At 36.9% G+C, this 21662-nt stretch carries 25 protein-coding genes and 1 other RNA gene; 8 read left to right on the forward strand and 18 right to left on the reverse strand.

Annotated features, from left to right (window positions below; translation table 11 throughout):
* Positions 1–14 precede the first annotated feature (14 nt).
* The 10 genes from rfbD to map all read right to left on the reverse strand — a co-directional run bounded on the left by rfbD (position 15) and on the right by map (position 8966).
* Positions 15–857, reverse strand: coding sequence for a dTDP-4-dehydrorhamnose reductase (gene rfbD, locus MKZ30_RS08750; RefSeq protein ID WP_010715344.1), 843 nt, complete (start codon positions 855–857; stop codon positions 15–17).
* Positions 858–949: 92 nt separating this feature from the next.
* Positions 950–1978, reverse strand: a complete 1029-nt coding sequence (gene rfbB, locus MKZ30_RS08755) for a dTDP-glucose 4,6-dehydratase (RefSeq protein ID WP_002359895.1) — start codon at positions 1976–1978, stop codon at positions 950–952.
* Positions 1979–2002: 24 nt separating this feature from the next.
* Entirely contained in the window at positions 2003–2575 is a 573-nt protein-coding gene (gene rfbC / locus MKZ30_RS08760) for a dTDP-4-dehydrorhamnose 3,5-epimerase (protein ID WP_002356893.1), read from the reverse strand.
* A 12-nt stretch (positions 2576–2587) separates the two neighbouring features.
* Positions 2588–3454: a glucose-1-phosphate thymidylyltransferase RfbA gene (gene rfbA / locus MKZ30_RS08765; RefSeq protein ID WP_002364387.1), complete on the reverse strand. Its 867-nt coding sequence runs from the start codon at positions 3452–3454 to the stop codon at positions 2588–2590.
* A 122-nt stretch (positions 3455–3576) separates the two neighbouring features.
* Positions 3577–4290 (reverse strand): glycosyltransferase family 2 protein, encoded by a 714-nt coding sequence (locus MKZ30_RS08770; protein WP_002419749.1) that lies wholly within the window; start codon positions 4288–4290, stop codon positions 3577–3579.
* Positions 4291–4293: 3 nt separating this feature from the next.
* Positions 4294–5121: a glycosyltransferase family protein gene (locus MKZ30_RS08775; RefSeq protein WP_002389137.1), complete on the reverse strand. Its 828-nt coding sequence runs from the start codon at positions 5119–5121 to the stop codon at positions 4294–4296.
* The gene (locus tag MKZ30_RS08780; RefSeq protein ID WP_080279967.1) at positions 5121–5909 is read right to left on the reverse strand and encodes a glycosyltransferase family 2 protein; all 789 of its coding nucleotides are present in this window, start codon (positions 5907–5909) and stop codon (positions 5121–5123) included. Before MKZ30_RS08780 ends, MKZ30_RS08775 begins: the two co-directional genes overlap by 1 nt.
* A gap of 121 nt (positions 5910–6030) precedes the next feature.
* Complete coding sequence (locus MKZ30_RS08785) at positions 6031–7167, reverse strand: MraY family glycosyltransferase (protein WP_033600749.1); 1137 nt, start codon at positions 7165–7167, stop codon at positions 6031–6033.
* Between the two features lie 110 nt (positions 7168–7277).
* Complete coding sequence (locus tag MKZ30_RS08790) at positions 7278–8186, reverse strand: YihY/virulence factor BrkB family protein (RefSeq protein WP_002419751.1); 909 nt, start codon at positions 8184–8186, stop codon at positions 7278–7280.
* Positions 8187–8201: 15 nt separating this feature from the next.
* Entirely contained in the window at positions 8202–8966 is a 765-nt protein-coding gene (gene map / locus MKZ30_RS08795) for a type I methionyl aminopeptidase (RefSeq protein WP_002356886.1), read from the reverse strand.
* A gap of 174 nt (positions 8967–9140) precedes the next feature.
* Between map and MKZ30_RS08800 the strand changes: the two genes are divergently transcribed.
* Positions 9141–9584: a flavodoxin gene (locus MKZ30_RS08800; RefSeq protein WP_002356885.1), complete on the forward strand. Its 444-nt coding sequence runs from the start codon at positions 9141–9143 to the stop codon at positions 9582–9584.
* 73 nt (positions 9585–9657) lie between these two features.
* Here MKZ30_RS08800 and MKZ30_RS08805 read toward each other — a convergent pair whose 3' ends face one another.
* On the reverse strand, positions 9658–10131 hold the full coding sequence (locus MKZ30_RS08805) for a TspO/MBR family protein (RefSeq protein WP_002356884.1): 474 nt from the start codon (positions 10129–10131) through the stop codon (positions 9658–9660).
* 157 nt (positions 10132–10288) lie between these two features.
* Positions 10289–10861, reverse strand: a complete 573-nt coding sequence (locus MKZ30_RS08810) for a TetR/AcrR family transcriptional regulator (protein WP_002356883.1) — start codon at positions 10859–10861, stop codon at positions 10289–10291.
* A 250-nt stretch (positions 10862–11111) separates the two neighbouring features.
* Between MKZ30_RS08810 and MKZ30_RS08815 the strand changes: the two genes are divergently transcribed.
* Together MKZ30_RS08815 and MKZ30_RS08820 are read left to right on the forward strand one after the other, a co-directional pair.
* Positions 11112–12350 carry an aminopeptidase gene (locus MKZ30_RS08815; protein ID WP_002362125.1) on the forward strand — a complete coding sequence of 413 codons (1239 nt, stop codon included), beginning with the start codon at positions 11112–11114 and terminating at the stop codon, positions 12348–12350.
* A 116-nt stretch (positions 12351–12466) separates the two neighbouring features.
* Positions 12467–13611, forward strand: a protein-coding gene (locus MKZ30_RS08820; RefSeq protein WP_129226139.1) for an IS3 family transposase whose coding sequence is annotated in 2 segments (ribosomal slippage) — positions 12467–12740 and positions 12740–13611 — 1146 coding nt in all. Because the reading frame shifts where the segments join, the coding sequence is not laid out codon by codon here.
* Positions 13612–13718: 107 nt separating this feature from the next.
* Here MKZ30_RS08820 and ffs read toward each other — a convergent pair.
* Both ffs and tadA read right to left on the reverse strand, forming a co-directional pair.
* An RNA gene (gene ffs / locus MKZ30_RS08825) (signal recognition particle sRNA small type) lies at positions 13719–13805 on the reverse strand.
* A gap of 39 nt (positions 13806–13844) precedes the next feature.
* Complete coding sequence (gene tadA, locus MKZ30_RS08830; RefSeq protein WP_002362126.1) at positions 13845–14366, reverse strand: tRNA adenosine(34) deaminase TadA; 522 nt, start codon at positions 14364–14366, stop codon at positions 13845–13847.
* A gap of 77 nt (positions 14367–14443) precedes the next feature.
* Between tadA and MKZ30_RS08835 the strand changes: the two genes are divergently transcribed.
* Complete coding sequence (locus tag MKZ30_RS08835; RefSeq protein WP_002383772.1) at positions 14444–15295, forward strand: PucR family transcriptional regulator; 852 nt, start codon at positions 14444–14446, stop codon at positions 15293–15295.
* A 56-nt stretch (positions 15296–15351) separates the two neighbouring features.
* Entirely contained in the window at positions 15352–16197 is an 846-nt protein-coding gene (locus MKZ30_RS08840) for a PhzF family phenazine biosynthesis protein (RefSeq protein ID WP_010827574.1), read from the forward strand.
* A 26-nt stretch (positions 16198–16223) separates the two neighbouring features.
* Here the strand turns inward: MKZ30_RS08840 and MKZ30_RS08845 are convergent, their stop codons facing one another.
* Positions 16224–16562, reverse strand: coding sequence for a hypothetical protein (locus MKZ30_RS08845; protein WP_002356871.1), 339 nt, complete (start codon positions 16560–16562; stop codon positions 16224–16226).
* Positions 16563–16645: 83 nt separating this feature from the next.
* Positions 16646–17350, reverse strand: a complete 705-nt coding sequence (locus tag MKZ30_RS08850; protein WP_002384290.1) for a zinc metallopeptidase — start codon at positions 17348–17350, stop codon at positions 16646–16648.
* 198 nt (positions 17351–17548) lie between these two features.
* Here MKZ30_RS08850 and MKZ30_RS08855 point away from each other — a divergent pair, with 198 nt between their 5' ends.
* The gene (locus MKZ30_RS08855) at positions 17549–17902 is read left to right on the forward strand and encodes a YxeA family protein (protein WP_010822997.1); all 354 of its coding nucleotides are present in this window, start codon (positions 17549–17551) and stop codon (positions 17900–17902) included.
* A 37-nt stretch (positions 17903–17939) separates the two neighbouring features.
* Here MKZ30_RS08855 and MKZ30_RS08860 read toward each other — a convergent pair whose 3' ends face one another.
* Both MKZ30_RS08860 and treP read right to left on the reverse strand, forming a co-directional pair.
* Positions 17940–18944: a nucleoid-associated protein gene (locus MKZ30_RS08860; RefSeq protein ID WP_033600753.1), complete on the reverse strand. Its 1005-nt coding sequence runs from the start codon at positions 18942–18944 to the stop codon at positions 17940–17942.
* 127 nt (positions 18945–19071) lie between these two features.
* Positions 19072–20538, reverse strand: a complete 1467-nt coding sequence (gene treP / locus MKZ30_RS08865; RefSeq protein ID WP_002388267.1) for a PTS system trehalose-specific EIIBC component — start codon at positions 20536–20538, stop codon at positions 19072–19074.
* 211 nt (positions 20539–20749) lie between these two features.
* On the opposite strand from treP, the gene gloA2 reads away from it, so the two are divergent.
* Both gloA2 and MKZ30_RS08875 read left to right on the forward strand, forming a co-directional pair.
* Entirely contained in the window at positions 20750–21130 is a 381-nt protein-coding gene (gene gloA2 / locus MKZ30_RS08870) for an SMU1112c/YaeR family gloxylase I-like metalloprotein (protein ID WP_002356864.1), read from the forward strand.
* Positions 21131–21151: 21 nt separating this feature from the next.
* A complete protein-coding gene (locus tag MKZ30_RS08875; RefSeq protein WP_002356863.1) occupies positions 21152–21634 on the forward strand; it encodes an SRPBCC family protein in 483 nt (160 codons plus the stop codon).
* Positions 21635–21662: the final 28 nt, after the last annotated feature.

Raw genomic sequence — 21662 nt, forward strand, 5'->3', positions numbered from 1 at the left:
CTTTAGTTAAGTTTTTATTGTTGAACATTTTCTAACATTTGCGCTAAGGCTTCTTGCCAAGTAGGAATTTTAAAGCCTAACGCTTCTGTTTTACTTAAATCCATGACAGAATATTGTGGTCTTTGCGCCTTTTGTGGAAATTGAGTTGAATCCACTGGCAGTACTTCCACTTCAGTATCTTTTAAAATTTCTTTAGCAAATTGATACCAGCTACAGCTGTTTTCATTAGACAAATGATAAACACCAAATGGCGCTTTTTCTGCAATAACAAATGCCATAAATTCCGCTAACGTTCTTGTCCAAGTTGGGCGGCCAAATTGATCGTCCACTACCGTTAGTTGGTCTCTTGTTTCCGCTAATTTTTGCATGGTAAAGACAAAGTTATGACCGTATTGACCAAATACCCATGATGTTCGAATAATATAATAGTCGTCCAGGATTTCTTGTACCGCTTGTTCACCTAATAACTTCGTCCGACCATACTCATTTAAAGGATTCGGTTGATCATCAATTGCATAGACACCTTCTTTTTTAGTTCCATCAAAAATATAATCTGTACTTACGTAAACAAGTGTCGCCCCCACTGCTTTAGCAGCTTCTGCAATATGACGTGTGCCATCTACATTCACTTTTTCATCTAATTCCTTGCCTTCGTCTTCTGCTTTATCAACAGCTGTATAAGCAGCACAATGATAAATGACGCTTGGTTGAATTTCTTTCACTTTTGCCAACGTACTATCCGCATCAGTAATATCTAATTCTGTTGAATCCGTTGAAACATACTCAATTCCTTGTTCATCTAATAGGTGACGTAATTCTGTGCCCAATTGGCCATTTCCACCAGTAATTAAAATCATTTTTTTCACTCCTTCTTGAAAAAAAGGCAGGGCAAAGTAGCTTTTGTACTTTGCCATCGCCTTTCGACTGTTATCTCACATGTCAGAAAAAATTACTGACCATTTTGTGCATATTTTGCTTCAACAGCTTCTTTATCTGCACGCCACCAGTCTTCATTTTCTGTATACCACTTGATTGTTTCTGCCAAGCCTTCACGGAAATTCGTGAATTCTGGTTCCCAACCTAGTTCTTCGCGTAATCTGGTTGAGTCAATCGCATAACGTAAGTCATGTCCTGCACGATCGTTGACATGCTCATAGGCATCAACAGGTTGTCCCATTAATTCTAAAATTAATTCCATTACTGTTTTATTGTCTTCTTCACCATCGGCTCCGATTAAATATGTTTCGCCAATTTGCCCTTTTGTTAAAATTGCCCAAACAGCCGAAGAATGGTCGTTTGTATGAATCCAGTCACGAACATTTTTACCAGCACCATAAAGTTTTGGTGTAATGCCACTTAAGACATTGGTAATTTGACGGGGAATAAATTTTTCAATATGTTGATATGGACCATAGTTATTTGAACAATTTGAAATTGTTGCTTGTAAGTTGAAAGAACGAACCCACGCTTTGACTAACAAGTCAGATCCTGCTTTTGTTGAAGAATAAGGACTTGAAGGATTGTAAGGCGTTTCGGCAGTGAATTTTTCCCCTTCGCCTTCTCCATGTCCTGGTAAATCTTCTCTTAAAGGTAAATCGCCATAAACTTCATCAGTCGATACATGGTGGTAACGAACATTATTTTTACGGCAAGCTTCGATCAATGTGTACGTCCCAATCAGATTGGTTTGTACAAATGGGAATGGGTCGTTTAATGAGTTGTCGTTATGCGATTCAGCAGCATAGTGAACGACCGCATCTGTTTCAGCGACTAAACGATTAACTAATTCAGCATCAGCGATATCTCCTACGACTAATTCCACGCGATCACTTGGTAGACCTTCAAGATTTTTTTCATTTCCTGCATACGTTAATTTATCTAATACAGTTACATGAACTTCTGGATGATTCTTTACAACATAATGAACAAAATTTGAGCCGATAAAACCAGCTCCACCTGTTACGATGATTTTTTTCATAATTGAAACTCTCCTACTTTTTTCTTAAATTTCGCCATAGATAAACGGATTTTCCGCTTCAAATTCTTTTAAGGTTGGATGTTTTTGATCCTTTTCTGACGTAATCGCTTTTTCTGGCGCAATTGGCCAATCAATAGCTAACGCTGGATCGTTAAAAGCAATACCGCCGTCTGCTGCCGCATTGTAGTAATTGTCACACTTGTACATAAAGTTCACGTTCGGTGTCAAAGTGACAAAACCATGGGCAAAACCTTTTGGTACTAAAAGCTGACGGTGATTATGTTCTGATAAAATGTAGCCTTCCCATTGACCATAGGTTGGACTCCCTTTACGAATATCAACAATCACATCTAATACCGCACCTGTTACAACACGAATTAGTTTTGTTTGCGCAGCTTCGCCTTTTTGAAAATGCAATCCACGCAAGACACCTGCTTCTGTTGATAATGAATGATTATCTTGGACAAAATCAAAGTCTAATCCATGTTCTGCAAATTTAGCTTTGGAATAACTTTCTGTAAAAAAGCCACGATGATCACCGAAAACATCCATTTCGATAATTTTGACATCTTGTAATTTTGTATCAATAACTTTCACGTTTCTTCGCTCCTATTCTGCTGCTAAACGTAGCAAGTATTGGCCGTAGCCATTTTTCTTCAATGGTTGTGCCAATTCTACCAATTGTTCTTTTGTAATATAGCCCATTCGATAAGCAATTTCTTCCAAACAAGCGACTTTTAAATTTTGACGTTTTTCAATTGTTTCAATAAATGTTGACGCTTCTAATAAGGATTCGTGTGTGCCTGTATCTAACCAAGCAAAGCCACGGCCCATTACCTCAACAGAAAGTTTATTTTTTTCAAGGTAGACTTTATTAACGTCTGTTATTTCTAATTCCCCACGTTCTGAAGGTTTGATCCCTTTCGCAATTTCAACCACTTCATTGTCGTAAAAATACAAACCTGTCACTGCGTAATTTGACTTCGGTTGTGCTGGTTTTTCTTCAATAGAAAGCGCCCGCATCTCTTCATCAAATTCTACCACGCCGAAACGCTCTGGATCATTTACATGGTAACCAAAGACTGTTGCCCCTGATTCTTTAGAAGCCGCTCGTTGCAACATTTTTGATAAGCCACCACCATAATAAATATTGTCCCCTAAAACTAAGCAGACACTATCATCACCAATAAATTCTTCACCAATAATAAATGCTTGCGCCAAACCATCTGGGCTTTCTTGCACCGCGTATTCGATATGAATGCCTAAATCATGGCCATCGCCGAATAAGCTTTCAAAACGTGGTGTATCTTCTGGTGTAGAGATAATCAAAATTTCATTAATTCCCGCCAACATTAACGTTGACATTGGGTAATAAATCATTGGTTTGTCGTAAATTGGCATTAATTGTTTTGATGTTGCTTTTGTTAACGGATATAAGCGTGTCCCGCTTCCGCCTGCTAAAATAATTCCTTTCATGAACAATCTCCTTAAATAACTTCTATTTTTAGTTTCTATAAAACCAAATATCCTTCCCTATTATCGCATTAAGCATAGGGTTTGTCATGTTTTTTACGTAAATTTTACAAATCTGTAAAAGTTTAGCGCTGTTCCTTTAAACGCTGATGTAAAGCTTTTAATAAATTCACACGCCAATTTAATTTTTGTTGGAAACTTGTTTTGGTAATAATGGGGCTGACATTCGCTCCATGTCTTCGGTAAAGCACTAATGGTTCTTTAATGAGACCCGTTTGCTTCTTCCGTGCAGCTAATAAGCCAATCCACATATCATGCATAGGAACTTCTGGCGGAATGGGTAAAATGACGTTTTTCATTTCTTGACGAAAGGCCATACCTGCCCCAATATAGCCACTTTTTATCGCATTTCGCCAAAACCCTGGTTTGACTTTTCGAAACTTAAAATAAGAGGGATTGGTAACTTGTAAATCCGCATCAACAATTTTCAAGTCACTAATAACCACTTGGATGTCAGGGTGCGCTTCAAAATATTCTGTCACCGTCGTTACTTTATTTGGCAACCAAACATCATCTTGATCTGCTAAAAATATTACTTCGCCATTCGTATGCGTAAGCGCAAATGCAAAATTAGCAATCACTCCTTGCCCTGGACCTTGTAACAATTGAATTTGGGGATAATTCGCTGCATACGTCCTCAAAATTTCCAACGTATGATCAGTAGAACCATCATCTGAAATAATTAGTTCATCTTCTTCACTGACTTGTAAAAGAATACTATCTAATTGTTCCGCGAGATATTTTTCTCCATTATATGTCGCAATACAAACTGAGATCATAGATTATCCTTTCATTAACTTGAGAAATTCTGCCAATGTTTGCCGCCAAATTTGGCGATTTTTGACAGTTAAAAATTGCTTACTACTGCGTAAAAATAAATGGCGTCGATGATGGGAAAACTTTTCTTGATCATATCGACGATAAAATAACGTTTCTGCTTCAATAATAGAGCGATAACGTTGAGGACTCATTGTACGATAATCTAAAACAGACAATTCTTGTTTTAGGTGGATTGGTAAGACTTCAATCTTTTTATTGGCTTGATTTAATTGATAAAAGAACCAATGGTCTAAATAGTCCAAAGGAAATTCTTCCGAAAATCCTTCCAACCAGCGTAGCGTTTCTGCCGTAATAACTGTACCAGAATTGATAGCCATCAACGGTTGGTTGGCTATCCCTGCTGTTGGCTTTGCTCCTTTAAGCCCAACGTATTGATCACTATATACTGGCGAAATTTGTTGTCCATTTGCTTCTACAATTGGAACATAGACTGCCACAGTCGGATCTAATGGCATGATGATCAACGTATCAAAATAAGAGGCTGGCACTTCTGTGTCTTGGTCAAGGAGCAACAATAATTCACATTGATTCGCTTGACTAAAAGCAATCGCTTCATTATAAGCGGTCGCTAGTCCTGGATTATCAGGATTATGTCGATAAGTAACATTTGGTTGTAAAAATAATGCATCTTCTTGAGGAAGTGGACTGTTGTCATAAATAAATAAGTGCAATTGGGGGTGGTCTACCACTTCTTTTAATAACAAATAATTCGGCGTATCAGCCATTTTCATTTGATATAAGACGATGACTACCGCTAATCTTTGACTCATTAAAAGAACCTCCAGCCCCATTTGTTAAAAAATTTCCCCATTGATTGCATAAAGATTTTAAACAATTTTCGACTTTTATGGGCGCCCTTTTCATACATGTGAACAACCGTTTCAAAAGGCGTATAGAGAATCCGATAGCCTGCTTTGCCAAAGCGTAAACATAAATCGTTGTCTTCGAAGTACATGAAGAAACGTTCATCGAACCCACCAATTTCAACGAATTTTTCACGATCAATCAACATAAAACAGCCTGAGCCCATTTTAATATTCGTTGTTTCTGTATCCGACAAATCGCGACATTCATAAATACTCAAACGTTTATCAAAAATTTTCTTTACAAATTGAAAGGGAATAAAACGTAACATATAATCGAAGACATCTAATTTTTGACGAACTAAATATTGCGTCGTGCCATCTTCATTTAACACTTTAGGGCTAACGACTGCAATGTTCTTATCTATTTTGATACGGTCTAATAGACGATCAAGCACGTCTTTAGTAACCAAAACATCGGGATTAAAAATAATTGCATACTTTGTCGAAGCATTGAATAACACTTGATTATGACCATGACCAAACCCTTGATTTTCTTCAGCGCGATGGATAGTAATAAATGGTTCATATGTTGTTAATTTTTCAAGATACGCTGTTTCAGAATGATTGTCATAGATATGAATATCATAGATACTATTAGTACCTAGTTCGGCTTTTAATTGGTCTAATACATTAAAAATGTAACGACTATTATAAGTGACAATCGAGATTGTTACCATTTCTTGCATGCTCATTTCTCCTTACTACTGAAACATCGTCTTAAAAAAAAAGCATATGTTTCACACATATACTTTTTTAAGTTTAATGGAATTATATCATAGGTTCACGCTCTCGCAAAGCAACCTAAAGATTTCTTTACTTTCTCTTAGAATGCTTGCCAAGTCGCTTTTTCATTTGCTCCTGACGATATTCACGATTCCCTAAAATCCGTAACAAATACATCAACGGTTGATGCCCTTCCCCAACTAGACCGATTAATTCAATAAATAATTCTAAGCCAATTAAACAAAAGACAATTAATAAAATTGATGCTACTGTACTTGAATAGCTGAACAATAAAGAAACAAAGGAAAAAACTAACGCTAACGCATAAATAGTCATGACCGCCCCTTTATGGGTAAAACCTAAAGATAACAAGCGGTGATGCAAATGCATTTTATCTGCTGAGGAAATGGGCTTCTTGTTCAATAGCCGTCGAATAATTGCATAAACCGTATCCGTAATTGGCACACCTAAAATCACCATTGGCGTAATTACCGTAATAAACGTGGCATTTTTTAAGCCCTGTAACGACATTACCGCAATCATAAACCCGAGGAATAACGCCCCAGTATCTCCTAGAAATATTTTAGCTGGATAAAAATTGTATGGGAAAAATCCCGCAATGCTCGCAACTAAAATAAAAATAACAATTGGAATATAGACCGTTTTAGCATGTAGGAAAAAATACCCTGTAATACCAATCGTGGTTAATCCAATAATGGATACGCCTGATGCTAAACCATCCAAACCATCAATTAAATTTACTGCATTTGTAATCGCTAAAATCCACAATAAAGTTAGTGGTAAACTAAACCAGCGCAAATCAATCATTCCAACGACTGGCAACGTCACAAAATCTATCCGAATTCCAGCAACAAAATAAATAACTAATGCTGCTAACAAAATACCGATTGTTTTTTTCATTGGAGTAATCTCTTTAATATCATCAATGAGGCCTGTCAAAACAACCATTCCACCAGCCAAAATAATCGGCCAAATATAATCTTGTGGGATAATCGAACGAAAAATCAATAAACATGAACCAGCAAAAGCAATATAGATTGCAAGTCCTCCTGCTGTAGGCATATTTTTGGTATTGATTCGTCGCTCTCCTGGTGCATCATAGGCGCCAATCCGAAACGCTAGAAGCTTAACAAGTGGTGTTAATAGCAAAGATAAGATAAATGTCATGAATAAACGTATCAAAACTTCATAAATAAATAGTGACATAGTCGAACCCACTTTCTTCTCGTTCAGGGTATATTATACCGTAAACTGAAGCATTTACAAGCTGAAACATGTGTTCTGGCAACGGTTTAGACTTTTTTAAAGAAATCCATTTATTTTTTCTTTTTAAACCATCTAAACAAGCGTTGTTCAAAACTTGGTTGTTTTTTTTCTTTATCTCCAGATAAGTATTCATCGACAACAGCGTTGACAATTGCTCCTAAAATAATAATCGTGGCAGCAAAATTCAGCCATAACATCAAGATGATAAAACTCCCGATGATTTGATAACTTGCGATTCTAGAACTAAAATATTTTACGTACAAACCAAAAATTTGTGATAATAGCATCCAACCGACTGTCGAAAAAATAGCCCCTGGCAAAATAGAACGTAACGATAATTTCCGATTAGGAACGACCGCATAAATCAAACACATAATCACTAATAAAACAACGGTCGTTAACGGCCATTTTAACGCTTGGAAAGTATCGATCACAGATGTTGAGTAGTGGAAAATTGGTTGCAGTAATTCAATAATGTACTGACCCAAACCTAAAATTACTACTACACCAACAATCGCTACCATAAATAACAAAATAACTAAAAATGAGACCACTCTTACGAGAATAAAATTTTTCCTTTGTTCGACACCAAAAGCTTTATTCATCGCATTTTGTAGTGCATTAATGCTTTGACTGGCACTCCAAAATGCTGCTAAAGCGGAAACAGAAAGCAACCCGCCTGAACGTTGAGTCAATAGTGAACGAATCGCTGGTTCTAAGTTCATATAAACATCTTTCGGAATGGCCTCTGCAATATAAGGCAACACAGAATTAGGGTCGATTCTTAAATAAGGTAAGACATTACCTACCGCAATCAGTAATGGAAACAGCGAGAGTAATAAATAATAGGCAACAACCACTGAGCTGTTGCCTATTTCGGCTGTGACCATGTGACTTTGCGTTGTCTCAATAAAACGCATCAAAGATTGATTCTTTTTGATGTTGTCGAGAAACTTCATCACACACTCTCCTTATTAATAAGTCAATTCTTCGCCTTGTGACGTTAAGATTCTTGGACCTTCTTTCGTAATCGCTAATGAATGTTCATATTGACAACTTAGACCGCCATCTTCAGTATAAGCAGTCCAACCATTTGGGTCCATTTTCATGCGCCAAGTTCCTGTGTTAACCATTGGCTCAATGGTAATAACCATTCCCTCTTTTAAACGTAGTCCTTTACCTGCTTCACCATAGTGAGGAATCATTGGACTTTCATGGATAGTTGGGCCAATACCGTGACCTACAAAGTCGCGAACTACCCCGTAGCCTTCTCCTTCTACATACGTTTGAATTGCATGACCAATGTCGCCAATTCTATTTCCTACTTGTGCTTGTTCAATCCCAAGATATAGCGCTTTTTTGGTTACTTCCATCAAGCGATCAATTTCAGGTGTTGATTCACCCACGACATAAGACCAGCATGAATCAGAGATTGCGCCCTTTAAGTCGACACACATATCTACTTTGATTAGGTCGCCATCTTTTAATACTTTTTTACGAGGAAATCCGTGGCAGATTTCGTCGTTGATACTACAACAGGTAGCATATTTGTAGCCTTCATAGCCAATTTGAGCCGCCACGCCACCATGACTTTCAATAAAGTCTCTCACAAATACTTCAATATCCCAGCTTGTAATGCCAGGTTTAATAAACGTCCGTAAATGACGGTGAACATCCGCTAATAATTCCCCTGATTCATCCATCATTTCAATTTCTCGTGGTGATTTTAATGTAATCATACTATCTCTCCTAAACTTGTTTCATTCAAATTATTTTATCACATTTTTTGCAAAAAAGATTGTTCAAACACCAATTTTCAAAAAGTCCCTTAATAAAAGCACTCGCTAGTCTTTTATAAGAAATGCGCATCTGCTATAATAAGTGACAGAATTGTATGAGGGGGAAGAAAGTTTATGACGTTAGCTAAAATTGTGTATGCAAGCATGACTGGGAATACAGAAGAAATTGCCGACATTGTTGCAGAAGCATTTGAAGATTTAGAATTAGAGGTCGAAATTGATGAGTGTACGCAAGTCGATGCCGCTGATTTTGAAGAGGCCGATATCTGTGTAGTAGCTACATATACGTATGGCGATGGCGATTTACCTGATGAAATTGTCGACTTTTATGAAGACTTACAAGAGATTGATTTATCAGGAAAAATCTTCGGCGTTTGTGGTTCAGGAGACACGTTTTATGATGATTTTTGTAAATCGGTGGACGACTTCGAAGCAGTCTTTACTCAAATTGGGGCAAAAAAAGGCGCCGACAGCGTTAAAGTTGATTTAGCCGCTGAAGAAGACGACATCCAACGTTTAGAAGAATTTGCGAAAAAATTAGCAACTGCCGCAGAATAACTACGTTAAAATAAACAAAAAAAACACCAGAGAAAATGGCGATTTTCCATTTTTCTCTGGTGTTTTGATATTCCTAATTTAAAAATAAAATACTGTAATTTAAAGCTGCCGCAAAAGTAACCCAAAGAATATAAGGAATCATCAACCAGCCACGCGTTATTAATTTATAACGCAAGTAGTCCCACTGTTGAACTATTAATAATAGCCATAACAAAGAGATATCAATCACAGATAATAAATTATTTTGTAAAGAAAAAAAGAAAAATGTCCAGAAAAAGTTCGCAATAAATTGTAAAATAAATAGCGTAATCATCCGTTTTTTCTGTTGTTTATTTGGATGAACTAAGATGAAATAAAAAGTAATGCCCATAAAAATATACAACACCAACCATACCGGTCCAAATAACCAGCCTGGCGGAGCAAAACTTGGTAATCTCAACGCTTGATAATATTCTCTCGCATTTACTGAAAATAAGCCCGACAAGAGCCCTAGTCCGGTAATTCCTACAATACTTAGCCATAAACGCTTATCTTTCACTCGGTTCATGTTTTTTGCCCCTTTCTATTTCTCTTCTTTACTGTAGCATGGTTGCGAATAATCTACCATTAATACACTTAACAAAAAAAGACCGTTCTTTTAAGAAACAGTCTTTTGCTGTAACCTCACAGAAGTTATCAGCATGAGGTTACACTTTTTTTAATTTTTATAGGTCAATATCAATTGGTTCATCTCGTTCAAGAATTGCTTCAATACTATCTTTCATTAAATGAATGATTTGTTCTTCTGAAGGATGGATAATTCCAGAAGTCATCAATGCAGCCACACCAGTAGCGACCACCCATGTTCCCATGTGTAAAGAGTCAATTTGAACATCGTTTAAATTAGCATACTCAGGATCAGCTTTTACCGCTTCAGTAAAATAGTGATAAGAGAATTCTTGCATTTTTTTGCCGCCACCATATTCTTCTAAATAAAGCGCACGGTATAACTTACTTTCACTTGTCGCAAAATGAATATAGTTTAAAGCCAAATCAACAATTGTATTCCCGGTATGTTTTACTGGAAATACTTCTTTCGCTAAGTATTTATGAATTTTTTGGAATAAAGCATCGCGTAAATCATCCATGTTTTTAAATTCCAAATAAATCGGTTGGGTGGAACATTTCATTTTATTAGCAATATTACGTGCAGTGAACTTCGAAAATCCTTCAGTGGCGACTACTTCATAGGCAGCTGTTAAAATCTGCTCTTTCGTAATGGTTTTTTTTCTTGCCATAATTCCCTATCCCCTTTATTCATTCATATACAACGCTTCCAAATAAATGCTTATGGTTATTGTAACACGATTTTTCTATTATGCAAAATTAGAACAACTCTTTGTACAAAAGTTCACTGAGCGGGAGCACGACAACTTTTACCCCGACTTAAAATAACAGTTGATAAAGGCTTTATTTCGTTGAGTTCCCTGCTCTTCCGTGTTATGATATGAGCAGTCATTACCCATCAAAATGAAGGAGGAATCACGAATGACCTTAGAGAATTTTAATGAAAATCTAAAGAAATATGCACGTTTAATTGCTGAAACGGGTGTCAATGTTCAGGACAATCATACGGTTGTTTTACAAATCAGTGTCGATCAAGCGCCCCTTGCCCGCTTAATTACGGAAGAAGCTTATCGCTTAGGCGCGGCCGAAGTAATTGTTCAATGGAGCGACGAAACCATTCAACGTGAATTTTTAGCTCATGCTGCAACTGATCGTATTGAAAATGTTCCTCAATATAAAATTGATCAAACCGATGATTGGATTGCCAAAGGCGCAAGCCGAATTAGCGTGGTTTCTTCTAATCCTGATGCATTAGCTGGCGTGGATGCACAACGTGTAGCAGCTTTCCAAGCGGCTAATGGGAAAGCATTGGTCAACCTACGAAAAGCAACGCAAGCCAACAAAGTAAGTTGGACTGTTGTAGCTGCTGCTAGTGAAGGCTGGGCAGCTAAAGTCTTTCCAGAATTAGCAACAAGTGAAGAACAAGTTGATGCACTTTGGAATGAAATTTTTAAAACAACACGAATTTATGAAGAAAACCCAGTCATTGCTTGGGATATCCATGATAAAAAATTACAAGAAAAAGCGGCTGAATTAAACGAACAACAATTTACTGCTTTACACTACACAGCTCCTGGGACAGATTTAACGATTGGTTTGCCTAAAAACCATTTATGGGAAGGCGCTGGTAGTTATAACGCGCGTGGAGAAGAATTCATGGCTAATATGCCAACAGAAGAAGTTTTCACCGCTCCAGATAGTCGCCGCGTTGATGGTTATGTCTCTAGTACAAAACCACTAAGTTATGCTGGCACAATCATTTCGGGCATGAAATTTACATTTAAAGATGGAAAAGTTGTTGACTTCTCAGCTGAACAAGGCGAAGAAGCATTGAAAAATCTCTTAGCTATTGATGAAGGTGCCAAACACTTAGGAGAAGTTGCTTTAGTGCCAGACCCTTCACCAATTTCACAATCCGGTTTGATTTTTTATAATACATTGTTCGATGAAAACGCCTCTAATCATTTAGCCTTTGGTTCGGCCTATGCCTTCAACTTACAAGGCGGCACTGAGATGAGCGAAGAAGAATTAGCTGAAGCTGGTTTAAATCGTAGCCAAACACACGTGGACTTTATGGTAGGATCTGACAAAATGAATATTGACGGCATTAAGGAAGACGGGACGATTGTTCCTGTTTTTAGAAATGGTGATTGGGCATAAATTTAAAAAGAAGCAAGCCGTAAAAATTGAACTGACCCAATAAACTGAGACAAAATAAAAGAGCACCTCTTGTTGAATTCACGTTAAAATGAATTTAACTAGGAGGTGCTTTTTCAATGGGAAATCGAGTGTCTTATCCGATCCACATCAAAGAAATGGCTATACAGATGAAAAAAGAGAATATTCCTGTAAAAACGATTATGGAAGAATTAGGCATTAAAAACAAAACACAAATTGAAACATGGTGGCGTTGGTACCGTAATGGCGAGAATCATCGTCTGTTTCAACCCGTTGGAAAACAATATGCTTATGGTAAAGGTCCAGAAAATCTATCAAATGAACAACAGCTTAGAAATGAAAATAACTATTTAAAAATGCATATTGAGGTGCTAAAAAAGTACAAAGAATTGGAAAGGACGTGGAGCCAGAAATATTTGTAGAATTAGTTAAAAAAATGAAAGGAAAAATAACCATTACTGCATTGTGTCAACTTTTCGGCGTTTCGCGAGCTACTTATTATCGTTGGACTCATCGAAAAGACTTGGGAAAGTTAACACCTCTTGAAGAAGCCGTTCGTCGACTTTGCTTCCAGCATAAGTTTCGATATGGCTATCGAAAGATTACTGCGTTGATTAATCAGGAATACAAAGTAAACAAAAACACCGTACAAAAGATTATGCAGAAATATCATTGGAATTATCGCGTGAAAATGAAGAAACACAGTAAAGTGGGACAACCTTACACGGTTGTCGAGAACAAGCTAAATAGACAATTTTCTTCAGACGCTCCTTTAAAGAAATTGGTAACAGATATTACTTATCTGCCTTTTGGTCAAAAGCAATTGTATTTGTCTTCAATTATGGATTTATACAATGGTGAAATTATTACCTATACCATCGGTGATAAGCAAGATACGGCTTTTGTTCTGGATACACTTGATCAATTGCCCCAAACAACGGATTGTCTATTGCATAGTGATCAGGGCTCTGTTTATACTTCTTTTGACTACCAGAATCAAATAAAAACAAAAGGCATTACCATGAGTATGTCCCGCAAAGGGACACCTTCAGATAATGCCTGCATCGAATCGTTTCATGCCTCACTAAAGTCTGAAACGTTCTACTTAGATGGGCTCATAAATGAACCTACATCTATTGTAATAGAAATTGTAAAAAAATACATTACTTATTATAACGAAAGTCGAATTCAACAAAAACTAGACTACCAATCGCCGATAGACTATCGGAAATCAGCAGTCTAGGAAAATGCTTTTTTATTCCTGTCTCACAATCTTAGGTCAGTTCCAAATAACGGTTTGCTTCTTTTTATTTCAAATAAAAAAAGGCTTCTCAGCCTTGATACGTTCCTTATTCAATCAGACACATGGCGGCACTTGCTTAGTGCTGCTTCCTTCCGGATCTGACACAATTCACTAGCCCGCCATTGTCCTAGCCTTTCGGCAAAACCTAGTATAACGTATTTTTATTCTTTTGACTAGTCTTTCTTTTGATTTTTTAAAAGTTTCTCTTCTTTTTTCTTTGCCCGTAACTTTTTAAAGAACTGAACTAGCAATAAGCGACACTCTTCTTCTAAAACGCCTGCTTCGACATAGGCCACATGATTGAAGCGTTCATCTTCTAATAAATTCATCAAAGTCCCAGCAGTGCCTGCTTTAGGATCAGTTGCGCCATAATAAACTTCTGGAATTCGTGCTAAAAGCATCGCCCCACTACACATTGGACAAGGCTCTAAAGTTACAAATAATTGGGTTTCTTCTAGACGCCAATTTTCTATCCCGCGACACGCTTCTTGGATTGCATACATTTCTGCATGCGCCGTTGCTTCTTGCCGTGCTTCTCTCAGATTATGCCCGCGGCCAATAATTTCCCCTTGCCGAACAATTACAGCTCCAATAGGCACCTCAGCCAAACCTTCTGCTTTTTTCGCTTCTGCAATGGCTTCTCGCATAAAAAATTCTTTTTCTTCTTGTGTTAACGTTGTTTCTTTTTTTCCCAATTAATTTCCACCTTTCGGCTTTTTCCCACTAAACTTCTGTCTTGCTTCATGGTACAATAAATCAGTGAGGTGTGTCTATGATTATTGAAAATTTATCTCAGCTTTATCCCAAAGGCTATTTATCAAAAACAATTGGTTCCGAAGCCACCTATTCAATTCCTGTTGACGACCAATTTTTCATTGTGAATAAAGCTTTCTTAAGTATTAAAGAACAGCATTTGTTGGAAGCGCTTTTCCCGATTTCTGAAAACCCAACCATTACTGGTAACCATCCTTGGTTCAGTTACTTATTTCAACAGGCAAAATTACCTGCCGAAGGGACCTTTCGTATGTTGCAAATTCAGACGAATGTCACAAAAGAATTACAAGCTGAATGGCAATTTAATTTAACAAAGATGTTTCCAGATACAGTTGATTGTTTCAGTCCAAGTAATAATATGTATATTTTAGTTGAAGAACAGTCAAAAAATACCTTTCAACAAGAAGAAATTCAAGGGATCTTTTTAACATTAGATACAGACTTTGATTGCACTAGCGCTGTATTTGTTGGCAATTTTTATTCCTCTGAAGACATTCTCCGGCGTTGTTTCCATGAAGAACAACGTATTTTTTCAGAAGAACTTAATTCCTCTAGTCGGACGACTGTTTTTAGTTTAACCGATGTCGCCCTCCACTATTTTACCAAAGAAGCCATGAGCCAAAATGTACTTGTTGAGTATTATCGTCGTTTATTAAATAAAGACACCGATATTCAGCCAATCATCAGCGCTTTGTGGAAAAATCAAGGCAATATTAGCTCCACTGCAAAAGATTTATTTATGCATCGAAATACTTTACACTATCGTTTGGAAAAGTTTTTTGAACAAACTGGCTTATCTTTAAAAAAAATGGATGATTTAATCTTTTGTTATTTGTTATTAAGAAAGTAGTACATCCGTTTTTTACTCGTATGTTTTTTATTCCCAATTAGAAAGTAGGCGTTCCAATGAAAATTACCGCATATGTCGCTAGTGCGTTTAGTAAAAACCACGAAGGTGGCAACAAAGCAGGCGTTGTTTTTATGACACAGCCCTTAACGAGAACCCAAAAAATGGCCATCGCTAAAGAACTAGGATTTGCAGAAACTGCTTTTATTTCAGACTCAAAGGTTGCTGATTTCCGACTTGAATATTTTACACCAAAAGAAGAAGTCGACTTATGTGGCCACGCGACAATTGGCGCTTTCACCATCATGAAGCACTTAAATAAATTATTGCAAACAGCATATACAATCGAAACGAACAGCGGTTTGCTCGCAATCACGGCGAACGATGAACAACTATTTATGGAACAAACTGTCCCAACTTTTTATGATACGCTCACTTTAGAAGAATTGAGCGGCTGCTTTGATTTAAACGCAGTGGCAACTGCTTTTCCTATCCAGATTGTGTCAACGGGTCTAAAAGATATTTTGGTTCCCATTAAAAATGCGCAATTATTACAGGATTTACAACCAAACTTTGAAAAAATTAAGTTACTTAGTCAAAAGTACGGAGTTATCGGGATGCATCTTTTTGCTTTGTCTGAAGAAAATATCATTTGTAGGAATTTTGCGCCCCTTTATGACATCGATGAAGAAGCCGCCACTGGTACATCAAACGGTGCGTTAGCTTGTTATCTGTACCATCACCAAATTTTACAAAAAACCAATTACACCTTTGCCCAAGGTTATACCTTAAACGCTCCTTCAGAAGTCTTAGTGCGTTTGAACACTACATCCCAAAAGACAATTGATCAAGTTCTAGTTGGTGGCAGAGGCTATTATGTTGAAACAAAAGAATTATTTTTATAAAAAAAAGATGGCCTAGGCCATCTTTTTTACTTCATTGCATCTTCAATAAATGTGAAAAAGCGTTCTTTTAAAGAATCTGTATTGTCTTTAACTTTTTCGCCATATTCAGCTAATTTTGAACCGCCATCTTTCACACGATCAACAACATTTAAAACAGAATCTAATTCATCATCGGATAAATCATCGACAATCGATAATAATTTTTGGTTTCCATCAAATTTATCGTCTACAAACTTTTTAACTTTATAACGATTGGAAACATGAGATACCTTCTTAATAATTTTTTCAGAAGCGATGACTGCAACAGAGACACTTGCAACTGCAGCAATGCTTAAACCGATACCAATTTTTGTTGATGCTTTCATTTCCTTCAGCTCCTCTGTTATTTTCTACTTTAATCATAACATATTATTACTTTTATGCGTAATAGAAAGACCTTTACTAGCACTTAGTCTCGTCGGTTATTGCCACCAAATAAAATAACCAAACGTAAAAGTTGTAAAAAGGTCGAAAGCGCCGCTGCTACGTAGGTAAGTGCAGCTGCAAAAAGAACTTTTCTGGCCATAGGGACTTCTTCTTCTGTTAATAACCCACCTTCAGAAAGAATACTTAATGCACGTCTAGACGCATTAAACTCCACCGGTAAGGTCACCAATTGAAAAATCAAGGCTAATGAAAAAGCCAAAATTCCAATGTTGATTAACGTTTGATTCCAACTAAATAATACACCAATCAAAATTAGTGGAAAGGAGATGGTTGAGCCAATGTTGGCAACTGGAACAATGGCTGCACGAAGACGTAAAGGCACATAGTTCGTATGATCTTGTACCGCATGTCCGCATTCATGAGCCGCCACGCCAATAGCCGCGACCGATGTCGATTGAGCAGTGGCTTCGGATAAGCTCAACATTTTGTTTCCAGAATTATAATTGTCGGTTAAATCACCCGCAATTTGCTGAACTCCAACATCATTAATTTGTTCTTTTTGTAAAATATATTGTGCTGCCTGCGTGCCTGTAACATGTTTACTGCTTCGTACTTGATCATATTTACGAAAGGTACTGTTAACATATGCGGAGGCCGCACCAGAAATCGCAATTCCAATAATTACCAATATATAGGTTGGATCGATTCCAAAATAAAAGGGCATCATTGTCCTCTACCTCCATCTTTTTTTCTTTATTGTAGCATGATAGTGAAAAAAAGGGAGCGACAAACGTTGTCTTTTGTTTAAAAAAATGATGAATTTTTCAAGAAAGTACCAAAACTAACAAAATTGTCACTCAATTAACGGAAAAAAATATGGCGAATTTCCTAAAAAAAAGGCATACTATTCCTTGAGGTGAGGAAAATGAAAACATTACTAAAAATATTAATTCCCATAGTCATTTTAGCCGGTGGTAGCTGGGGCGTTTATAATTACTATTACGGTGGAGAAGCCTATTATACACAAATCACAACATCTGGTGAAAAGAAAGATGAAAAAACAAATTCTGGTGAAGCAATGACCATTTATTACTATCAACAATCTGCGTTTAATAAAAACGGTGAAGAAAAAACCGTGGAATTAAACGAATCCCGTGATCAACCTTTGCGTATGAAAGCCTATCTAAAATTGAAAGTTAATCCCCGTAAAGGCGTGATCAGCTGGAATGAAGTGACAGAAAAAGAAGTCCCTGAAAAAGCTTTAGAAAAATTAAAATAAAGAAAAAACCGTTGGCAAGCGACCAACGGTTTTTTCTTTATAATTGATTACTAATTTTTTCGATATTTTTTAGCATGATGGACACTGTACCATCTGGATTATTAACAAATTCAATTAAATCGCCATTGCGGTAAACATCTAACGGAACAATTAATTCAATACCGTTATCCATTTTTAACTTTTGTTTGCCAAATTTCTTTTCAGAAATTTCGCGAGATTCTCTGACTGGCGGTGTTTTATCGACAAACTTCGACTCATTCACTTCTTCTTGGTAAGCTAATTTAGCTGATACATTTTCTTTAAATACTTGCTCAGCAATCTGCTCATTGTCAATCGTTCCCGTTTCCTCAATGCTATCATATACCGCTTCTTTTACAGAAGCCATTAGTTCAAACTCATCTTCGTTAAATTTCTTTCCAATGCGTTTGACTGCTTTTTTAATTTCTTTGATATTTTCTTCCATGGAAGGTGCCGCTTGCGTCTCAATCACTTTTTCAGAGAAATACCAGATTTTTTCTCCTGAAAATTCATATCTTTTCTCTAGTAATTCAAACGCTAATGTATCTAAGTCAACCGTAATCCCTTCATCTGGTTTTTGTGATTTTGAAGACAAAATTGCTCGGTTGATAATCAGTTTGTTATAAACGGATTCTTCTTCATAGTCGACGTAATGCGTGTAACTTTCTTTATAGTTTAATTTAATCATTGCGACATGTAACACCGTATCTAATTCATATAAAATGAACAAAATATCAGCACTAGGCGCATCTTCGCTTCCTGAATAAACATCATACCAATGTTGGGTAATTTCTTGGCTTTTCTTCACAAAATCACTAGGAATCCCACGTAAGGAGTCAACAAAGGAACTATTTTCCGCCAATGTTCCAGTCTTTGTTTGTGCAGTCGAAAGTTTTGAAATTTTTGCAGTTAAATACGTTCGAATATACTCAGTGGTTAAATCTAGTTCCTTTTCAGAGAAAACCGGCGTCCCAGTTTCTCGATCAATAATGTGTAAAATTGCTTTTTTTAAATAAATATCCATTTTTACGCTCTCCTTTTCTCAACCTTTTTAGTCTAACTGAAAGAGAGAAAAAAGCCAATAGTTTCTATAAAAAGAAGAAGAATTCGTAGACAAATGTCTACGAATTCTTCTTAACTTCAAAAAGCGATTACCCTTCTTCGCTGTATAACATCCCTGTTGCTTCATCAACTGGATCGACTTTATTAAAGATGCCTTTCTTTCTGAAAATATAAGTTAAGCCCATTGGTACGATAATCGCAATCACCATTGCGACTAAAAACGGCAAGTAATATTGTGGCACAATAGATAAAATTCCTGGCAAGCCACCGACGCCGATACTTGTCGCACGAACGCCCATTAAAGTGGCAAACATTCCGGCCATTGCCGAACCAATCATGCCCGCAACAAATGGATAAACATATTTTAAGTTGATCCCAAACATCGCTGGTTCAGTCACACCTAGGTAACAAGAAATCATCGCTGGAATCGAAACTTGTTCTTCTTTTTTGTTTCCACGATGCATAAAGATAACTGCTAAAACCGCTGAACCTTGTGCAATATTTGATAGAGCAATCATTGGCCATAAGTTGGTTGACTGAAAGTCAGCAATCAACTGTAAATCAATCGCATTACTCATATGATGCAACCCAGTGATGACTAATGGTGCGTACATAAAGCCAAAGACGGCGCCAAATAACCAATTAAATGTTGACGTTAATCCTGCATTTACGATATCAGAAACCCAACTACCAATCGTCCAACCGATTGGTCCTAAAATGACATGTGCAGCCAATACTGTTGGTACTAAAGCAAACAATGGGACAAAAATCATTGAAATTGCTTGAGGAATCACTTTTCTAAAGAAAATTTCAAGATAGGCAAGCAAGAAGCCGGCTAACATAGCTGGGATAACTTGCGCTTGATAACCAATCATGTTAACTTGAGCAAACCCAAAATCCCAGAAAGGAATTTCTGCTGCTTTAGTCGTCGCAACTGAATAAGCATTCAGAAGTTGTGGTGAGACTAATGTAATCCCTAGGACAATCCCCAAAATTTGTGTGGTTCCCATTTTCTTCGTAATACTCCACGTAATCCCAACTGGCAAGAAGTGGAAAATTGCTTCGCCGATTAACCATAAGAATGAATTGACTCCATTCCAAAATTGAGAAACTTCCACGATTGTTTGACCATCAAGAAAGCCAAATGGAACCCCTTCCAAAATATTGCGGAACCCTAAAATCAATCCCCCGATAACAAGCGCAGGAATCAATGGTGTAAAAATCTCAGCTAAAACAGAAACAACTCGTTGAACAGGACTCAAATTACTTTTGGCAGCTGCTTTCCCTTCTTCTTTTGAAACCCCTTCTAAACCGGAAATTGCAGAAAAATCATTATAAAATTGTGGGACTTCATTCCCAATAATTACTTGAAACTGTCCAGCATTGGTAAAGGTTCCTTTTACAGAAGGAATATCTTCAATCACAGGTACATCCGCTTTTTTTGGATCTTTTAATACAAAACGCATTCGAGTTGCACAATGAGAAACAGCTGAAATATTTTCTTTGCCTCCTACTGCTTTCAACAACTGTTGTGCATCGCTTTGAAACTTACCCATTTTACATTCTCCTCTCAAACTTGTATATACAATTAAGTTGTATATACATCATACTCGATTATTCTTTTTTTGGCAAGCGCTTTCTTTCGAAAAAATAATTTTATTTTTTTACAAATCCCTTGTCTTTTCTTAAAGAGTCAAACAGAACGCTTTTTTAGCTGCTTCTTTATTGCTATACTACAGAGGGAAAAAACGAAAAGGAGTATGAAAAATGTTTTTTAAAGAAATTCATCATGTGGCAATCAATGCCTCAAATTATCAAGCAACTAAAAATTTTTATGTCGAAAAGTTGGGCTTTGAAGTTCTTCGCGAAAATCATCGTCCCGAAAAAAACGATATTAAATTAGATTTAAAATTAGGCAGCCAAGAATTGGAAATTTTCATTTCTGATCAATTTCCCGCTCGCCCCTCTTATCCTGAAGCTTTAGGATTACGTCATTTAGCTTTTAAAGTTGAACATATTGAAGAAGTGATTGCTTTTTTAAATGAGCAAGGAATTGAAACAGAACCGCTACGAGTAGATGATTTTACGGGTGAAAAAATGACCTTCTTTTTTGATCCAGATGGACTACCTTTAGAACTTCATGAATAATAAATAAAGGAGAGAAACAAAATGAAAGATACCTTTCGCTTAGAAAACCAGACGATTTATTTTGGTACAGAACGGGCAATTTCAGCCAGCCCTCAAACGATTTGGCGCTACCTCACTGAGACAGACAAGCTAAAACAATGGTTTCCAGAATTAGAGATTGGTGAATTAGGTGTTAACGGGTTTTGGCGGTTTATTCTGCCCGATTTTGAAGAAACAATGCCTTTCACTGATTATGCAGAGGAAAAATATCTGGGCGTGACTTGGGATACTGGTATCATCTATTTTGACTTAAAAGAACAAGCACCTCATCAGACCCTGTTAGTCTTTTCAGAATCTCTCCCAGAAAATTTTACAACACCTCGCCATAAAGATATCGCTGGTTGGTCAATTGTTCTCAACCGCTTGAAGCAAGTAGTTGAAACCCCTGATGCAGCACCAGAAAAAATAGATTTTCCGCAAATAGAAAATCATTACTTGGAAAAATTAACGAATTTAGAAAATTAAAAAGTGTGGCACAACGGGTAAATAACCC

The sequence above is a fragment of the Enterococcus sp. LX10 genome, from assembly GCF_023539285.1.
GTDB lineage: Bacteria > Bacillota > Bacilli > Lactobacillales > Enterococcaceae > Enterococcus > Enterococcus faecalis.

What these genes read in the sequence shown, in the direction of transcription:
- rfbD (WP_010715344.1), bottom strand. Translation starts at nt 857, where the DNA reads ATGATTTTAATTACTGGTGGAAATGGCCAATTGGGCACAGAATTACGT.
- rfbB (WP_002359895.1), bottom strand. Translation starts at nt 1,978, where the DNA reads ATGAAAAAAATCATCGTAACAGGTGGAGCTGGTTTTATCGGCTCAAAT.
- rfbA (WP_002364387.1), bottom strand. Translation starts at nt 3,454, where the DNA reads ATGAAAGGAATTATTTTAGCAGGCGGAAGCGGGACACGCTTATATCCG.
- MKZ30_RS08770 (WP_002419749.1), bottom strand. Translation starts at nt 4,290, where the DNA reads ATGATCTCAGTTTGTATTGCGACATATAATGGAGAAAAATATCTCGCG.
- MKZ30_RS08775 (WP_002389137.1), bottom strand. Translation starts at nt 5,121, where the DNA reads ATGAGTCAAAGATTAGCGGTAGTCATCGTCTTATATCAAATGAAAATG.
- MKZ30_RS08780 (WP_080279967.1), bottom strand. Translation starts at nt 5,909, where the DNA reads ATGAGCATGCAAGAAATGGTAACAATCTCGATTGTCACTTATAATAGT.
- MKZ30_RS08785 (WP_033600749.1), bottom strand. Translation starts at nt 7,167, where the DNA reads ATGTCACTATTTATTTATGAAGTTTTGATACGTTTATTCATGACATTT.
- MKZ30_RS08790 (WP_002419751.1), bottom strand. Translation starts at nt 8,186, where the DNA reads ATGAAGTTTCTCGACAACATCAAAAAGAATCAATCTTTGATGCGTTTT.
- map (WP_002356886.1), bottom strand. Translation starts at nt 8,966, where the DNA reads ATGATTACATTAAAATCACCACGAGAAATTGAAATGATGGATGAATCA.
- MKZ30_RS08800 (WP_002356885.1), top strand. Translation starts at nt 9,141, where the DNA reads ATGACGTTAGCTAAAATTGTGTATGCAAGCATGACTGGGAATACAGAA.
- MKZ30_RS08805 (WP_002356884.1), bottom strand. Translation starts at nt 10,131, where the DNA reads ATGAACCGAGTGAAAGATAAGCGTTTATGGCTAAGTATTGTAGGAATT.
- MKZ30_RS08810 (WP_002356883.1), bottom strand. Translation starts at nt 10,861, where the DNA reads ATGGCAAGAAAAAAAACCATTACGAAAGAGCAGATTTTAACAGCTGCC.
- MKZ30_RS08815 (WP_002362125.1), top strand. Translation starts at nt 11,112, where the DNA reads ATGACCTTAGAGAATTTTAATGAAAATCTAAAGAAATATGCACGTTTA.
- MKZ30_RS08835 (WP_002383772.1), top strand. Translation starts at nt 14,444, where the DNA reads ATGATTATTGAAAATTTATCTCAGCTTTATCCCAAAGGCTATTTATCA.
- MKZ30_RS08840 (WP_010827574.1), top strand. Translation starts at nt 15,352, where the DNA reads ATGAAAATTACCGCATATGTCGCTAGTGCGTTTAGTAAAAACCACGAA.
- MKZ30_RS08845 (WP_002356871.1), bottom strand. Translation starts at nt 16,562, where the DNA reads ATGAAAGCATCAACAAAAATTGGTATCGGTTTAAGCATTGCTGCAGTT.
- MKZ30_RS08850 (WP_002384290.1), bottom strand. Translation starts at nt 17,350, where the DNA reads ATGATGCCCTTTTATTTTGGAATCGATCCAACCTATATATTGGTAATT.
- MKZ30_RS08855 (WP_010822997.1), top strand. Translation starts at nt 17,549, where the DNA reads ATGAAAACATTACTAAAAATATTAATTCCCATAGTCATTTTAGCCGGT.
- MKZ30_RS08860 (WP_033600753.1), bottom strand. Translation starts at nt 18,944, where the DNA reads ATGGATATTTATTTAAAAAAAGCAATTTTACACATTATTGATCGAGAA.
- treP (WP_002388267.1), bottom strand. Translation starts at nt 20,538, where the DNA reads ATGGGTAAGTTTCAAAGCGATGCACAACAGTTGTTGAAAGCAGTAGGA.
- gloA2 (WP_002356864.1), top strand. Translation starts at nt 20,750, where the DNA reads ATGTTTTTTAAAGAAATTCATCATGTGGCAATCAATGCCTCAAATTAT.
- MKZ30_RS08875 (WP_002356863.1), top strand. Translation starts at nt 21,152, where the DNA reads ATGAAAGATACCTTTCGCTTAGAAAACCAGACGATTTATTTTGGTACA.